This is a genomic window from Streptomyces sp. NPDC001492 (assembly GCF_053597275.1).
On sequence record NZ_JBSFHW010000014.1, the window covers coordinates 15500 to 29711 of the forward strand.

Here is a 14212-nt window from a genome sequence, read left to right on the forward strand (position 1 = left end):
TGTTCGCAGCCATAAAAGGAGCATAACGACACTTTACCGATCAGTCACAAAGCGTTCGTGATCACGCAACACCTTCCCTTCACAGTGGTTGCATGACTCGAGAAATGTCTGATGTGACCCGTGCGAGGCACGGCCGTCCCGTACACCACTGGCGGCGCGACGTCGTCGAACTCGCCGCCCTGTTCACGTCCGTCGCGGTGGCCGACGGCGTGGCGAACCTGGTCGGGCACGGGCCCGACGGCCCGGCGCTGCTGGTGATCTCGGCGGTCACCCTGGCCGCCACGGCGGCGTTCCACACCTGGTGGACACGTCGCCACGGTCATGCACCTCCGGCCGGCGATACCGGCGCCCGGTCGCTGCCGCGGGAGCAGCAGGCCGGGCCGTCCGACGAGTCGTCGGCGACGCCGGAGGCCGAGCCCGGTCAGAGCGCGCTGTGGCGGATGCGGACGACGGTGAAGGACGAACCGGGGTCGCTGGCCGCGCTGTGCACGGCGCTGGCCGGGCGGCAGGTCGACATCCTGAGCCTGCAGACGCATCCGCTGGCCGAGGGCACGGTGGACGAGTTCCTGCTGCGGGCCCCCGGCGGGCTCATGGCCTCCGAGCTGACCAGGGTGGTCTCGCTGGCCGGGGGTACCGATACCTGGATCGAGCGGGCCGACGCCCACGATCTGGTGGACGCCCCCACCCGGGTCCTGGGTCTGGCCGCCCGCACCGCCCTGGACGCGGCCGAACTGCCGCTCGCACTACGGCAGTTGCTGGGCCGGTGCACCATCCGCCAGCTGCCGGCCACGCCGGTCGGCGGCGGCCGCGGTCCTGGAGGCGTGCCCGTGGAGGGGGCGCTGGAGGACACCGTGATGCGGCTGCGGGCGCCGGAAGGCGGAGTGATCACCGTGGAGCGGCCGTATCTGCCGTTCACCCCGACCGAGTTCGCCCGGGCGCGGGCGCTGGTGGAGCTGGACGCCCGGCTCGGTCCGCGCGTGCCGCACAGCCAGGACGTGCTGACGCTGCCCGAGGGCAACGAGATCACCGTACGGCGGGCCGACGCACGTGACCTGGAGGCCGCGAAGGCGATGCACGAGCGGTGCTCGGCGCGGACGCTCGGCATGCGCTACCACGGGCCCGTCGGCGACGCGGACCGCTATCTGAGCCACCTGCTCAGCCCGCGCTTCGGCCGCACCCTCGCGGTGCAGACCACGTCGGGGCGCCTCGTCGGCCTCGGCCACCTGTTGTGGGACGGCGACGAGACGGAGGTCGCCCTGCTCATCGAGGACAAGTGGCAGCGTCGCGGCGTCGGCAGTGAACTGCTGGAGCGGCTGGTGGCGATGGCCGCCGAGGCGAACTGCGAGAGCGTGTACGCCGTGACACAGGCCTCCAACACCGGCATGGTCGCGGCGATGCGCGGCCTGGGTCTCCCCCTCGACTACCAGATCGAGGAGGGCACCCTGGTCATCACGGCCCGCCTGCAGACGGGCCGCGCCGGTTCCCTGCTGCCGTACGAGGCGGCGCAGGAGCAGGTCGGCGAGCGGCTCGCACGGGACTAGCTCCCGGCACAGGCCACCTGGGGACGGCCCGGCGGGAACGCCGGGCCGTCCCGTGTACCGAGGTCCTGAGGACGTCCTACGCCCTCCGCTCAATCCGGATGACGCGCGGCGGCCACTCGTATGAGGATGGACCGCATGTCACAGACCACTAACCCGCTGCCTCGCGAGGTCGCCGACGCATACGTCGACGAGCTCATCGCCCTCGACCCGGTGACCGGAACGTACCTCGGAGTGAAGGAGAGTTCGAGCAGGCTGCCCGACCTCTCGCCCGCGGGCCAGGAGGCGCTCGCGGAACTGGCGCGGCGGACCCTGGCGCGGCTCGACGAGGCCGAGCGGCAACCCGGCGCGGACAGTGACATCGAGCGCCGCTGCGGCCGGCTGCTGCGCGAGCGGCTCAATGCCGAACTGGCCGTGCACGAGGCCGAGGAGGGTCTGCGCCGGGTCGGGAACATGGCCACACCGGCGCACTCCGTGCGCGAGGTGTTCACCGTGACGCCGAACCAGTCCGAGGAGGACTGGGCGGCGATCGCCGAGCGGCTGCGTGCCGTGCCGGCCGCGTACGCCGGTTACCGCGAGTCCCTCTCCCTCGGTCTGGAGCGCAAGCTGTACGCGGCTCCGCGCCCGACGGCCACGTTCGTCGAGCAGCTCACCGAATGGTCGGACACGGACGGCAAGGGCCGCGGCTGGTTCGAGGACTTCGCCTCGGCGGGCCCCGAATCCCTGCGTGCGGAGCTGGACGAGGCGGCCCGGGCGGCGACCGCCGCCGTCGCGGAACTGCGCGACTGGATGCGCGACGTGTACGCGCCGGCGATCGAGAGCGCGCCGAACACAGTGGGCCGTGAGCGCTACGGGCGCTGGACGCGCTACTTCAACGGCACGGACCTCGACCTGGACGAGGCGTACGCGTACGGCTGGGCCGAGTTCCACCGGCTGCTCGGCGAGATGAAGCAGGAGGCGGAGAAGATCCTGCCCGGCGCCGAGACGCCCTGGGTGGCGCTCGCGCACCTCGACGAGCACGGCAAGCACATCGACGGGGTCGACGAGGTCCGCGACTGGCTGCAGGGCCTGATGGACCAGGCGATCGACGAGCTGGACGGCACGCACTTCGAACTCGCCGAGCGGGTACGGAAGGTGGAGTCGTGCATCGCCCCGCCCGGCGGCGCGGCAGCCCCGTACTACACACCCCCGACGGAGGACTTCTCCCGTCCGGGCCGCACCTGGCTGCCGACGATGGGGCAGACCCGCTTCCCGGTCTACGACCTCGTCTCGACCTGGTACCACGAGGGCGTCCCCGGTCATCATCTGCAGCTCGCGCAGTGGGCGCACGTCGCCGCGGACCTCTCCCGCTACCAGGCCACCATCGGCGGGGTCAGCGCCAACGTCGAGGGCTGGGCGCTGTACGCGGAGCGGCTGATGGACGAGCTCGGCTACCTCAAGGACGCGGAGCAGCGGCTCGGTTACCTCGACGCACAGATGATGCGGGCGGCCCGGGTCATCGTCGACATCGGCATGCACCTGGAGCTGGAGATCCCCGCCGACTCCCCCTTCCACCCCGGTGAGCGCTGGACTCCGGAGCTGGCCCAGGAGTTCTTCGGCGCCCACAGCAGCCGGTCCGCGGACTTCGTGGAGAGCGAGCTGACGCGCTACCTGACGATCCCCGGTCAGGCGATCGGCTACAAGCTGGGCGAGCGGGCCTGGCTGCGGGGCCGGGCGAAGGCGCGCGAGCGGCACGGCGACGCGTTCGACCTGAAGGCCTGGCACATGGCCGCGCTCTCGCAGGGCTCGCTCGGCCTGGACGACCTGGTGGACGAGCTCGCCCAGCTCTGACGGCCGGGCGGTTCAGCGGCGGAAGCCGCCCTCCGAGTCGATCACCTGGCCGGTGATCCAGTCCGCCTCGTCCGTGGCGAGCCACGCGATGAGGCGGGCGGGGTCGTCGGGCATCCCCCAACGCCCGGACGGGAAGCGGGAGGCGATCGCCTCGTAGGTCTCCCCGGTCGCGTAGTCCGTGTCCACCGGACCGGGGTTGACGGTGTTCACCGTGATCGCCTGCTCGGCGAGCGTCGTCGACAGGGAGCGGGTGATCGAGGCGAGGGCGCCCTTCTGGAGGGCGTAGGCGATCTCGCCGGGCATGCCGCCCGCGATGTCCTGGCCGGAGGTCATCATCACGACGCGTCCGCCCGGGGTGCGGGGCGGCAGTGCGGCGCGGTGCCGGGCGTGGGCCTGGACGAGGAGCAGCACCGAGCGGGTGTCGACCGCCCAGTGCGCGTCCAGCATCGTGACGTCGATGGCGTCGAGGGTGCCGTCGCTGCCGCTGAGGGCGTGGTTGGCGACGAGGATGTCGAGCCGTCCGCCCAGGGCGGAGGCGGCCGTGGCGATGAGTTCGGCGGGGGCGGCCGGGTCGGCGAGGTCGCCGGGTCCCGCGAGGATCCGGGCCGCGGGATCGCCGAGTGCCGCGCGCACGGAGGCGACCACGTCCTCGGTGCGGTCGGCGCCCCAGGGCATGGCGGTGTCGTGCGGGAGGTGGTGGTGCAGATAGACGCTCGCTCCGTACGCGGCGAGCCGCCGGGCCACGGCATGTCCGATGCCGGCGCGTCTGCCGGCCCCGGTCACCAGGGCGGTACGGCCGCGCAGGGGCAGCCGCTCACGGCGCAGGTCTTCGGGGGCGGGGTGCGGCAGTCGGGGCATGGACGACCATGATGGGCAAGGCTTCGATCCGGCGCACGGGATTATCCGTGCCCGACCGCCCGTGCCCGGCCTTCCGGGCCCGGCTGTCCGTGCTCGACGCGCCGCAGCTGGACGAGGCCCAGCCAGGTCTCCGGTCCCGGCTGGACATTGGCCGCGCGCACGGCGTACCGCCCCGGTTCCAGCACGACCCGGAGGCAGTCGGTCCGCTCCGTTGCGGATCCGGGCCAGGCCGAGTCGAACAGCACGACCGTGCCGGGCACTTCCCAGCGCACCTCGTGTCCCCAGTCCGCCGTGGCGAGGGCCGCGGGGACACCCGCCAGGAGTTCGGCCTCGGAGTTGGCCGCCCACCACCGTATGAAGGTGGCGTGCTCGGGCAGGAAGGCGGTGGAGGCGGGTTCGTCGCCCAGGACCAGGGCGGCCGAGTCGCCGACCGGGAGCAGCCCCACGGATCCGTCGACCTCGCAGGCCCGGTCGTAGTCCGAGGCGCTCTCCTCGCCGTCGGCGCCCGACCAGAACGGCAACACCGTCTCCGGCACCGCGATGAGCGGCCCGCCGCCCGACTCGACCCATTCCAGCGCACCGGGTTCCGCGTATCGCACCATGGCGCAGAACCGTACACGGCCGCGGAACCCGTGAATCCGGCGTCCCCCGTCCCGCCTCGCACCCGGCCCGGTTCAGCAGCCGCAGTCCTCCGCGTCCACCGGCGCCGTCAGCGGGTCGGCGGGTCGGCGCTCGCGGCTTTGCCAGGTCTCGTACTCGAAGCCCTCGCGTGCCCAGTACTCGAAGCCGCCGAGCATCTCCTTGACCTGGTAGCCGAGTTCGGCGAGGGCGAGCGCGGCGCGGGTGGCGCCGTTGCAGGCGGGGCCCCAGCAGTACGTGATCACCGGCACCGACTTGTCGAGGAGCTGTTCGGCCTGCCCGGGGATGAGCGCGGTCGGCAGGTGGACCGCACCGGGGATGTGGCCCTGGTCCCAGGACTCGGTGGAGCGGGAGTCCAGCACGACGAAACCCGGGTCGCCGTCGGAGGCGAGTGCGGCGGCGACATCGGACACATCGGCGTGGAAGACGAGGCTCGCGCGGAAGTAGGCGGCGGCCTCGGCCGGGGCCGCGGGGGCCACGCGCAGGACAGGGTTGAGGGCGGTCGCGGTGCTGCTCATGATCTGGCCTGCTTTCTCCGGGTTGTCGCTACGGCAGAAAATCTACGGCTGCCGATGACCTCCCAGAAGGGGCAATCACCGGCCCGCCCCTTGCCCGGCCGTGGATTCCCCTGCTATTCCTGCGGCATGACCGTGTTTTCCCCGGACGCCACCGACTGGCGCATCCTCGACGTCCTCCAGCGCGAGGGCCGGGCCAGCTTCGCCGAGCTGGCGCGCGCCGTCTCCATGTCGCCCAGCGCGGTCACCGAACGGGTGCGCCGCCTGGAGGAGGCGGGGGTGATCCAGGGGTACGCGGCCGTGGTGGACCCCGAGCGGCTGGGGCTGCCGATCCTCGCGTTCGTACGGCTGCGCTATCCGAACGGCAACTACAAGCCGTTCCACGACCTGGTCGCCGTGACGCCCGAGATCCTCGAGGCCCACCATGTGACGGGTGACGACTGCTTCGTGATCAAGGTCGCCGCCCGCTCGATGCGTCACCTGGAGGAGGTGTCGGGCAAGATCGGCGCGCTCGGCTCGGTGACCACGAGCGTCGTCTACTCGTCCCCGCTGCCCCGGCGGCCCCTCGGTCACTGACCTCGCTGGCGGACCACCGAGCCGGTTCTCCCCTTGACCACCTCCAGTTGGGCGTGGATACGGCGTCTCAGGTCGGCTACGTGGCTGACGATGCCGACGCTGCGGTCGCGCTCGCGCAGCGAGTCGAGCACATCGAGGACCTCGTCGAGGGTCTGGTCGTCGAGGCTGCCGAAGCCCTCGTCGATGAAGAGGGGCTCACAGGTTCGGCATCCGAGGACGCACCAGCTCTGAACAGGTGAAACGGGGTACGAAAGCCCCTCGGAGTGATCTCCGAGGGGCTTCTTTTGATGACGGGGGACGAACGGGGGACAGCGTGATCAGGCGGCGTTCTGTGCCTCATCCCGCGGGGCGGCCTCTACGACGCGGAGATGGCGATCCCCTGTCACTTCCGTATCCGAGGCGGGTGTGGCGTCTTGCTGAACCTGGTCTCCCTCGGGGACTGGGGTGGGCGACTGTGCGGAGTGCGCCTCGGCCGCGGTGGCTTGCTGATCGCTGGGCTTTTCGACGCCGTTGCGGCGCGGCACCAGGTCAACGGGGGCGTTGGCGGCTGCCTGCTCGAACTGTGGCAGAAGGCTGGTATAGGTGTCGGCGGTGAGCTGGTAGCTGCTGTGGCCGAGCAGGGCTTGGATCGCCTTCATAGATAGGCCGGCGGCCAGGCTGAGTGATGCGGCGCAGTGGCGCAGGTCGTGCAGGCGGATTGGTGGAAAGCCGATGCGCTGGATGAATCTGCCGAAGGCCTGGGAGACATTCGTCGGGTGGTGGGGACGGCCGTCGGGTCGGGTGAAGACGTAGCCGGAGTCGACGTACGGGCTGTACTTCGTGGGGTCTTGGCGGTGCTTGTCCTCCCATTCGGCGCGTTGGGCTTTCTGTACGTCGCGCCAGGCTGTGAGTAGGGCCAATGTGGCGTAGTCGAGGGCGATGGCGCGTCGGCCGCTGCGGCTTTTGGGGGTGTCTTTCCACACGTTGTAGTGGGAGTCGGTGACGAGTTGCCCGGAGACGTAGGCCACGCCTTTGGTCAGGTCGAGTTCGGTCCAGGGCAAGCCTGTTGCCTCGCCTCGGCGCGGTGCGCGGTACACCATGAGGTGCCACATGATGTACATCGGGTGGTTGACGGCCGCGTCGAGGAACTGGCCGGTCTGTTCGGGCGTCCAGACCATGACGGGTCCGGGCTTCTCGCCGGTTTCGCGCCAGCGGGCCACCCGTTCGTCGGTCCATACGAGCGGTTGGGGGCGCTCGTATTTGGGGATGACGACGAGCTTGGCCCAGTTCTGGGTGATCAGCTTCTCGTTGACGGCGTCGCTGAGTGCGGCGGCGAGGCAGTCGAGGTACTTCTTCTGCGAGGCGGGGCCGGTGTCCTGGCGGGGCTTGGCCCGGGCTGCCTTGAGGGCTTCGCGGGCCTGGTCCCAGGCCTGGCGTAGTTCCGGTGGCCGTGGGGTGGGAGCTTGTCTCCAGGCACGGTGGGCGGCTTCGTATTCCAGTTTGGCGAGCTCAGCTGCTTCCCGGTTGGCTTTCTTGATGTCGTTGTAGGCCCATATCTGCTGGAACATCTCTTGGATGTGGCGGTCGCGGAGGTCGCGCAGGGGGAGGTGGCCGAGGGCGGGTTTGAGGATGCGGTTGATGAAGTCGTGGTAGTCGCCGCGGGTTTTGCGTTTGAGGTCGACGCGTTTGGCGTGCCAGCGGTCGAGGTATGCGGCGACGGTCTCCTTGCTGTCGACGTCGATGCCGCCCTGGGCCTGATCCCACAGCTTCTGTGCTTCCTCTTTGGCTTTGGTCTGGGTGAGGAAGCCGCCCTTGCGGGGGCGTCGGCGCTTGCCGCCGGGACCGTCGGGGAGCTTGACGTAGTAGTACCAGGAGCCGTGATCGCGTTTCTTGAGCAGGGGACAGGTGGAGCCGAGTTCACGCAACGCGGGCTTGCCGTTCGCGTCGATGATGGGCTGTCCGTCTTCGTCGAGCTTGGGTTCGGTGCACTTGCATCGCTTGTAGGTGCTGCCGTCGAACACGCGGGATCCCCCTGAATGTGCCGGGTTGTGCCTTACGTGTCCTGATCATGCTGTAGCGAAGAGGACGCTTCCTTGGGCGCCGTAGGCTTCTGGTCAGGTGGCGCGGGGAAGAGGGATGTGACCACCTTTGTCCTCATCTGTGATGACTGTGCAGCGTACTCGTTCCGAGGGGCGTCGCGGCGGGATGTCGGTCGAGGAAGTGAAGTCCCTGCCGGCTGCGGTGAGTGTGGTGACGGCGGCTCGCGCGTTGGGGATCGGTTCGGACAAGGCGTACGAGTTGATCAGGGACGGCGCGTTCCCGGCGCAGACGATTCCACTGGGGCAGACGCAGAAGGTGTCGACGGCGAGCTTGTGGAAGGCGCTGGGGATCACCCTGGATGTGTAGCCACCTATGCAGCCCGGGCGTCGCGTCGTTTGCGCACGTCCGGGCTCCTCTTCGGCCTTGCTCCAGCAGGGGTGTAATTACTGACGATGCAACTTGCCCCGTACAGGTTGCTATGAGCCACGTCACATGCGGCAGCAAGCGATACCCCCTGGCCTGCAAATATCGCGTTAAGGCTGGCCAGTTCATGGGAACTTACGCATGCATGGCCCTAGCCCCGGATATACATTGACCTATGTCAGGTCTAAGGGACTCCTAACGCGTTGTCGGCGCGAGGGGTCGCAGGTGCGAATAATTGATCGGAGTCAGCTGCGTGGGACGGTTGTCGGGCTACGTGCGCGCAGGGGTGGTGCATCCGCAGGAGGCGCCGTTGCTGCGGGAGGCCGTCACGCTGCTGTTCGGTGGCGATTCGGAAGCCGAGGCGACGCGGTGGCTGACGAGCAAGGGCATGCTGACCCCGCGCGGCAACGAGTTCCGCCGTGAAGTTCTGCACCGCCTGCTGGTCAATCCGCGGCTTGCGGGTCTAGATGAGGACGGCGAGCCGATCGAGGGCTGGGACGAGCGGGTTCTGGAGCCGGACGTCTACATGCGTCTGCAGGATCTGTTCGTGGAGCGCAGCGAGAAGCGCGGCACGCCGCGTGAAGCCCACGAGTACCTGGTCACCGGCGGGTGCGCGGTGTGCGACGAGTGCACGCAGGGCATGATCGGCAGCCGCGCCCACGCTGAGGCACCGCCGTCCTATAAGTGCGACGGCTGCGGGAGAACCCGCATCAACGCCGAGAAGCTCGAAGACTTCGTGGCCGAGCACGTTCTGGCTGAGCTGCTGAAGCCGGGGGCGCGCGAACGGCTTGAGCAGTTGCAGCGTGACATCGAGGCGGAGATCGCCCGCTTGAAGGAGCACATTGCGGGTGCCGACGAGCGGTTCGCCGGCATCGGCGATCTGTACGGGCGCGGGCTGATGGTGAAGGCCGCGTTCGTCGCCGCGCAAAAGGCCAGCAAGGAAGACCTGCGGACGTCTAAGTTGCGGCTGAAGCACCTGGAGCAGATGACAGACCTGCCGATCGGTGACGTGCACGACCTGGTGGCGTGGTGGCGTACGGCCCCGTTCGCGTCGAAGCGGGGCCTGGTGCTGCTGGAGATCGAGCATGTTCGGGTCGGACGTGCGGAGGGCACCCAGGCTCCGGAGAAGCGGGTCCTGCTCGACTGGCGGCAGCCCGTCAACTGAACCGATATCGCGACCTCGTTGGCGACCGGGGCGGGGGGCGCACCCCGGTCGGTGATCGTGGACGCTCCTCAGTGGCTACATGCCCGGGATAGCGGAGGGCATGGCCTGCTGAGCGAGGTCGCCGGGTGCAACGATCATGAGCCGGGTGTTGTCGCCCAGCCTCTGCAGAGCCACGAACTCGACCTCGGTCTCCTCGTGCTGGTGCGGCAGGTAGAGGCGGCGGCGGTCGCCGTCGGGGTGGGTGACGGTGGTGACGTCGTCGTCGAGGATTCGGCGGGCGACCGGATCGGCCTGCCTGATGTGGTCGCAGACCTGACTGAGGCGTGCGTCGTCCGGGTTCGCTTTGTGCGCGAGGCGCAGTTGTGAGGCCATGGGCTTGGCCCAGGTCTCCTCCCAGTCGATGAGCTGCAGGCGCGCTTCGGGGAAAGTGAGCGCCCAGATCATGACGTTGATGCCGTGCAACATCCACGGGTAGTCGCGGGCAGCAGCCTCGTTGAAGACGCGTACGTCCCAGCTGTGGGTGTAGGTGTACGCGGGATATATCTGGCTGTGGACGATGGCCGCACCTACGGGGTCGATGGAGCTGGCGTCCGAGTGCGGGAGCGGTGGAGGTTCGCAGCCGTTGGCCTCCAGCCACAGGTGGGCACGTTGCGCGCTGTCCAGGCCCAGGACGCGCACGATCCGCTCCAAGAACTCGTCGCCGACGTGATCGAGGACGCCGCGCTCCAGCTTTCCGTACCAGCCCTCAGTCACGCCCGTGAGTTCGGCCAGGTCCCGTTGGGTGAGGCCTGTGCGGCGGCGTGCGCCGTAGCGGGCGGTGAATCCGGGCACGGCGTGCGGGTCGCGTGATTCGCGCCATGACTTGAGCATGCGGGTGATCGGAGGCAGGTTCCGCGCCATGAAGGTGTAGAGCTCCCCTGAAGTAAAGAACAGGAAAAGTATTAGGGAACCCTAACGCAACTTATACGTGTGTCCGACTTGAGGGGCCTGCCGTACAAGACATGCATATTTATGCCCATTTCAGACATTCCGACACCTCGGATAGGCGATAACCCGTACTCACAGTGCCGGTTGTGCGGGTACCGGCACGTCTAGAACCGGCCTAACGGGCTGGAATCCGGGCAATGTGTGGCACCGCCGCCGCGGTCACCTACCTCGACGGCCCCCTCGCCTCCGACCTCCGCCCCACCGGGCGCCGAGCCGTGGGCGGACATTGCATCAACGACGATCCCAGAGGTGTCAGGCATGAGCGTCTTCATCACCGGCGGCAACCGAGGCATCGGCTACGCCATAGCCACCGAGCTTGCCGAGGCCGGCCACAACGTGGCCGTCACCTACCGCTCCGGCGAGCCCCCCGCCCATTCCTACCTTCCGGGCCAGGAGCACACCGGGGGCCGCTTCCTGGCCGTGCGATGTGACGTCACCGACCCTGAGCAAGTCGACCTGGCGTTCAAGCAGGCCGAAACCGAGCACGGCCCTGTCACCTCCCTCGTCTCCAACGCGGGGATCACCCGTGACGGGCTGCTCGCCCGCATGAGCGAGGACGACTTCACCGCCGTCCTCGATGCGAACCTGACCGCCGCCTACCGGGTCGCCAAGCGCGCACTGCCGGGCATGCTGCGCGCCAAGTGCGGCCGGATGGTGTTCATTTCGTCGGCGACTGCGATGCACGGGGAGGCCGGACAGACCAACTACGCCGCCTCCAAAGCCGGGCTGATCGGACTGGCCCGGTCCATCGCCCGCGAGTACGGCTCGCGCAGCATCACCGCGAACGTCGTCGCGCCCGGGCTGACCGCCACGGACATGGCCGCCGCTCTGCCGGAGGACCGCATCAAGGCGCTGCTCGGACAGATCCCGCTCGGCCGTCTCGGGCAGCCCGAGGAGATCGCGCGCACCGTGCGGTTCCTCATCGACGAGGGCTCCTACGTCACCGGCGCGGTGATCCCGGTCGACGGTGGCGCGGGAATGGGACACTAACAGGTGACCGCATCGAGGCAGCCCGGTAGGGGCTGCGGGGGAAGGCGGAGGCGAGGCCGTAAGGCGGGACAGCGGCACTGCGTACGAGTTCAGGAAGGGGCAGCCGGTCTACGCACTGCCGGAACAAGGGGGCAGGGGTGATCGACGTTGACCGCGTTCTGGCACTGGCGGCGCAGCCTGCCCGGGCGGGATTGGGCCGCGGACGCGATGCGGACCGCATGGCCGCGCTGGCCGGACTCGCAGGCAGACGCGAGGCGTCGGCCCGACCTGTGGCGTGGTCGGCGGCCCTGTGCGCTGAGCACGGGCAGACAGGCCTTGAGGCGCCGGGCGGCGACCGGGTGGCGGTGCGGGTGTGCGGGGCGTGCCCGATCCGCAAGGAGTGCTTCGCCGTTCCCGTCTCGGGGGCGCCGCCGCAGGTGCGGGCCTGGCGCAAGCATGTGGACGAGCAGTTGTAGGTGACGCTGACGGGCGCCGGGATTCTTCGGCGCCCGTCAGCGTTTCCGCATGTCAGAGCCCATTTGCGAACGTGGTCGAGGTCACGTTGGTGTGGGATTCCGGGAGTGGACACCCCCTTTATGCATAGTAGAATTAACTCAAGAGATGAGGGAGAAAGAAACCTCACCATCACCACTTGGAGCCCGAAATGCAGCGCGTCCTCAAGATGAGCCAGGTCCACCGCAACCCGCGCCAGCCGCGCGAGTACTTCAGCGAGGACGCGCTGAACGAGCTGGCCACCTCGATCGACAAGTACGGCCTCATGCAGGCCATCGAGGTCCGCCCCGACAACGAGCTGGGCGGCTACGAGATCGTCTCCGGCGAGCGCCGCTTCCGCGCACACCAGATCCTCGGCCGCACCAAGATCCGCGCCAACATCACCTCGGAGAAGAGCGAACTCCAGCGGTTCAAGCGGTCCATGTCGGAGAACGTCACCCGCGAGGACATGACGCCGTTCGAGGAGGCCCACGGCTACCAGTGGATCCTCGACGAGGAGGAGGGCGCGACCATCGAGTCCGTGGCCGCCGACTTCGCGAAGACCACCACGTACGTGAAGCTGCGCCTCGCGCTGCTGGACCTGCGCATTGAGGTCCAGGAGCTTGTGCAGGACGGGAAGATCGGCACGCAGGCGGCTGTGCAGATCGCCACCCTCAACCTGGCCAACCAGGGCTCCGTCCTCAGCAAGTTCGTACGCGGCGAGTTCGCCTCGGACAACGAGATCGTGCACTTCGCCTACGCGATGAAGCAGCAGCAGGACCAGGCCGTCCTCATGGTCGTCGAGGAGATGACCGAGGAGCAGCGCACCGAGCGCGCGGCCGCGCAGAAGAAGACCCGCAGCACGCTCGACAAGATCGAGCAGGTGCGGGCGCTGCTCGACGAGATCGGCAAGACCGAGCCGCTGAAGCTCGCCGAGACCCTTGAGACGCAGGTCGGGGCACGCCTGGAGCAGCTCGACCGGGTCGCCGAATCGCTGACCAAGGCCCGCTTCCAGCTCAAGCAGGCCAAGGCGCACGCCGAGGCCCGCCAGCTGGTCACGGTCAACCCGGAGGCCGAGGCCGACCACAACACCGAGCAGGCGGACGGCGCCGACAAGCGGGAGCCGGTCGCGGCCTAACCGGCTCACCTCCGGGGGTGCGGGCAACCGCGTCCGCACCCCGGCTGGCGCGGCCACAACTCCGCGCCGCTTCCTTCCCGAAACCCCGTCACTGCACAGGAATCAGGTTCGTCATGCGCTACAGCGCGCCCCTCACCCCCGCCCAGGCCGAGCAGCTCGGCAACGACGTCGGCATGATCGTCGCCTTCGCCGCGAAGGCCCTCAACCACATGCACGGAACAAACATCGAACGCCTCATGCAGACCTTCACCTCGTCCAACGCTCTGGAGGTCACCGCGGCCCGCTACTTGAAAGCCCTCGAGGACGGCCACACCCCAGGCGAGGCGGCAGGCCGGGCCGGGACCGCACTCGTACGGGACTGGGCGGACGCCGTCCTCGAAGCCTCCGGGACCGCCCAGCCGCACAAGGAGAGCAAGTGACCACCAGGAGGGACTGGACCGTCATGGGCCGCGCCGACTTCGACGCAGCGGCCCCCAACGAGCTGCCCATACCAGCGGACCCCGCTCGGATCGCTGCCGTACCCGACCGGTTCGGCACCGCCGCCCTCTTCGGCGACACCGTCCCTGATCCCGGCCCGCGTCGCTCCGGCCGCGAGCAGCCGGGCGACGTCGACGGTCAAGAAGAACTGTTCTGACACCCGCCCCCTGCAAGGAGAAAGTCTGTGAGCACGAGCACCGAGACGCTGCTCAGCGATGTCCGAAGCGCCCTGCACCGCCGCCACATAAGGTCCTACTCGCCGGACAAGGACCGCCCGGGCTGGCGCGCCCAGCCCACGCAGCTGGACGACATTCCAGCCGTGATCCTGACCTGGCACGGCGCGAAAGACCCCCACACCCGTACGCCCGAGCACAGCACCATCACCGCGGTCGCAGGCTGGCTCCTCCATCTCGAACGCCACCTGGAGCAGGAGTTCATCGTGGGACGGCTCTATGCGGAACACCCTGGTCGCCGGGCCGACCGCACGCTCGTCGCCCTCCTCGCCTTCCACTCCGGCAAGAGCAACGCCGCACCAGGCAAGCAGATCACCTTCTGACCTCAACTCCCCCTCACCGTAAGGGTCTTC

Annotated in this window: 16 protein-coding genes and 1 pseudogene; 11 read left to right on the top strand and 6 right to left on the bottom strand. The window is 69.0% G+C overall.

All coding sequences use genetic code 11. From position 1 onward, the window contains the following. Nucleotides 1-104: 104 nt before the first annotated feature. Together ACWC1K_RS19235 and ACWC1K_RS19240 are read left to right on the top strand one after the other, a co-directional pair. Nucleotides 105-1541, top strand: coding sequence for a GNAT family N-acetyltransferase (locus ACWC1K_RS19235; protein WP_450832765.1), 1437 nt, complete (start codon nt 105-107; stop codon nt 1539-1541). A gap of 135 nt (nt 1542-1676) precedes the next feature. Continuing rightward, nucleotides 1677-3368 carry a DUF885 domain-containing protein gene (locus ACWC1K_RS19240; RefSeq protein WP_450832767.1) on the top strand — a complete coding sequence of 564 codons (1692 nt, stop codon included), beginning with the start codon at nt 1677-1679 and terminating at the stop codon, nt 3366-3368. 12 nt (nt 3369-3380) lie between these two features. Here the strand turns inward: ACWC1K_RS19240 and ACWC1K_RS19245 are convergent, their stop codons facing one another. From ACWC1K_RS19245 to ACWC1K_RS19255, 3 genes are all read right to left on the bottom strand, one after another. Further along, nucleotides 3381-4226 carry an SDR family oxidoreductase gene (locus ACWC1K_RS19245; RefSeq protein ID WP_450832769.1) on the bottom strand — a complete coding sequence of 282 codons (846 nt, stop codon included), beginning with the start codon at nt 4224-4226 and terminating at the stop codon, nt 3381-3383. 41 nt (nt 4227-4267) lie between these two features. Beyond that, complete coding sequence (locus tag ACWC1K_RS19250; RefSeq protein WP_450832771.1) at nt 4268-4828, bottom strand: immunity 21 family protein; 561 nt, start codon at nt 4826-4828, stop codon at nt 4268-4270. Nucleotides 4829-4900: 72 nt separating this feature from the next. Then, nucleotides 4901-5383 (bottom strand): rhodanese-like domain-containing protein, encoded by a 483-nt coding sequence (locus tag ACWC1K_RS19255; protein WP_450832773.1) that lies wholly within the window; start codon nt 5381-5383, stop codon nt 4901-4903. A gap of 126 nt (nt 5384-5509) precedes the next feature. On the opposite strand from ACWC1K_RS19255, the gene ACWC1K_RS19260 reads away from it, so the two are divergent. After that, the gene (locus ACWC1K_RS19260; protein ID WP_030927812.1) at nt 5510-5956 is read left to right on the top strand and encodes an Lrp/AsnC family transcriptional regulator; all 447 of its coding nucleotides are present in this window, start codon (nt 5510-5512) and stop codon (nt 5954-5956) included. Here ACWC1K_RS19260 and ACWC1K_RS19265 read toward each other — a convergent pair. After that, nucleotides 5950-6153 (bottom strand): annotated as a pseudogene (locus tag ACWC1K_RS19265) (SbcC/MukB-like Walker B domain-containing protein); the annotation flags it as partial. The gene ACWC1K_RS19260 and the pseudogene ACWC1K_RS19265 overlap by 7 nt on opposite strands. Nucleotides 6154-6273: 120 nt before the next feature. Further along, nucleotides 6274-7956 (bottom strand): tyrosine-type recombinase/integrase, encoded by a 1683-nt coding sequence (locus tag ACWC1K_RS19270; protein WP_450832775.1) that lies wholly within the window; start codon nt 7954-7956, stop codon nt 6274-6276. Between the two features lie 184 nt (nt 7957-8140). Here ACWC1K_RS19270 and ACWC1K_RS19275 point away from each other — a divergent pair, with 184 nt between their 5' ends. Together ACWC1K_RS19275 and ACWC1K_RS19280 are read left to right on the top strand one after the other, a co-directional pair. Continuing rightward, nucleotides 8141-8341: a DNA-binding protein gene (locus ACWC1K_RS19275; RefSeq protein WP_450832776.1), complete on the top strand. Its 201-nt coding sequence runs from the start codon at nt 8141-8143 to the stop codon at nt 8339-8341. 292 nt (nt 8342-8633) lie between these two features. Further along, nucleotides 8634-9563 (top strand): recombinase family protein, encoded by a 930-nt coding sequence (locus ACWC1K_RS19280; RefSeq protein WP_450832778.1) that lies wholly within the window; start codon nt 8634-8636, stop codon nt 9561-9563. A gap of 75 nt (nt 9564-9638) precedes the next feature. Here the strand turns inward: ACWC1K_RS19280 and ACWC1K_RS19285 are convergent, their stop codons facing one another. Next, a complete protein-coding gene (locus tag ACWC1K_RS19285; RefSeq protein ID WP_450832780.1) occupies nt 9639-10433 on the bottom strand; it encodes an MmyB family transcriptional regulator in 795 nt (264 codons plus the stop codon). A 375-nt stretch (nt 10434-10808) separates the two neighbouring features. On the opposite strand from ACWC1K_RS19285, the gene fabG reads away from it, so the two are divergent. From fabG to ACWC1K_RS19315, 6 genes are all read left to right on the top strand, one after another. Then, nucleotides 10809-11540: a 3-oxoacyl-ACP reductase FabG gene (gene fabG / locus ACWC1K_RS19290; protein WP_450832781.1), complete on the top strand. Its 732-nt coding sequence runs from the start codon at nt 10809-10811 to the stop codon at nt 11538-11540. A gap of 137 nt (nt 11541-11677) precedes the next feature. Continuing rightward, nucleotides 11678-11995: a hypothetical protein gene (locus ACWC1K_RS19295; protein WP_450832783.1), complete on the top strand. Its 318-nt coding sequence runs from the start codon at nt 11678-11680 to the stop codon at nt 11993-11995. Nucleotides 11996-12171: 176 nt separating this feature from the next. Further along, nucleotides 12172-13149, top strand: a complete 978-nt coding sequence (locus ACWC1K_RS19300) for a ParB/RepB/Spo0J family partition protein (RefSeq protein WP_450832785.1) — start codon at nt 12172-12174, stop codon at nt 13147-13149. 113 nt (nt 13150-13262) lie between these two features. Further along, complete coding sequence (locus ACWC1K_RS19305; protein WP_450832787.1) at nt 13263-13568, top strand: hypothetical protein; 306 nt, start codon at nt 13263-13265, stop codon at nt 13566-13568. Further along, complete coding sequence (locus ACWC1K_RS19310) at nt 13565-13783, top strand: hypothetical protein (RefSeq protein WP_450832789.1); 219 nt, start codon at nt 13565-13567, stop codon at nt 13781-13783. Before ACWC1K_RS19305 ends, ACWC1K_RS19310 begins: the two co-directional genes overlap by 4 nt. 27 nt (nt 13784-13810) lie before the next feature. Then, nucleotides 13811-14182 carry a hypothetical protein gene (locus tag ACWC1K_RS19315; RefSeq protein WP_450832791.1) on the top strand — a complete coding sequence of 124 codons (372 nt, stop codon included), beginning with the start codon at nt 13811-13813 and terminating at the stop codon, nt 14180-14182. The last annotated feature ends 30 nt before the right edge of the window (nt 14183-14212 follow it).

What these genes read in the sequence shown, in the direction of transcription:
- ACWC1K_RS19235 (WP_450832765.1), top strand. Translation starts at nt 105, where the DNA reads ATGTCTGATGTGACCCGTGCGAGGCACGGCCGTCCCGTACACCACTGG.
- ACWC1K_RS19240 (WP_450832767.1), top strand. Translation starts at nt 1,677, where the DNA reads ATGTCACAGACCACTAACCCGCTGCCTCGCGAGGTCGCCGACGCATAC.
- ACWC1K_RS19245 (WP_450832769.1), bottom strand. Translation starts at nt 4,226, where the DNA reads ATGCCCCGACTGCCGCACCCCGCCCCCGAAGACCTGCGCCGTGAGCGG.
- ACWC1K_RS19250 (WP_450832771.1), bottom strand. Translation starts at nt 4,828, where the DNA reads ATGGTGCGATACGCGGAACCCGGTGCGCTGGAATGGGTCGAGTCGGGC.
- ACWC1K_RS19255 (WP_450832773.1), bottom strand. Translation starts at nt 5,383, where the DNA reads ATGAGCAGCACCGCGACCGCCCTCAACCCTGTCCTGCGCGTGGCCCCC.
- ACWC1K_RS19260 (WP_030927812.1), top strand. Translation starts at nt 5,510, where the DNA reads ATGACCGTGTTTTCCCCGGACGCCACCGACTGGCGCATCCTCGACGTC.
- ACWC1K_RS19275 (WP_450832776.1), top strand. Translation starts at nt 8,141, where the DNA reads ATGTCGGTCGAGGAAGTGAAGTCCCTGCCGGCTGCGGTGAGTGTGGTG.
- ACWC1K_RS19285 (WP_450832780.1), bottom strand. Translation starts at nt 10,433, where the DNA reads ATGCTCAAGTCATGGCGCGAATCACGCGACCCGCACGCCGTGCCCGGA.
- fabG (WP_450832781.1), top strand. Translation starts at nt 10,809, where the DNA reads ATGAGCGTCTTCATCACCGGCGGCAACCGAGGCATCGGCTACGCCATA.
- ACWC1K_RS19305 (WP_450832787.1), top strand. Translation starts at nt 13,263, where the DNA reads ATGCGCTACAGCGCGCCCCTCACCCCCGCCCAGGCCGAGCAGCTCGGC.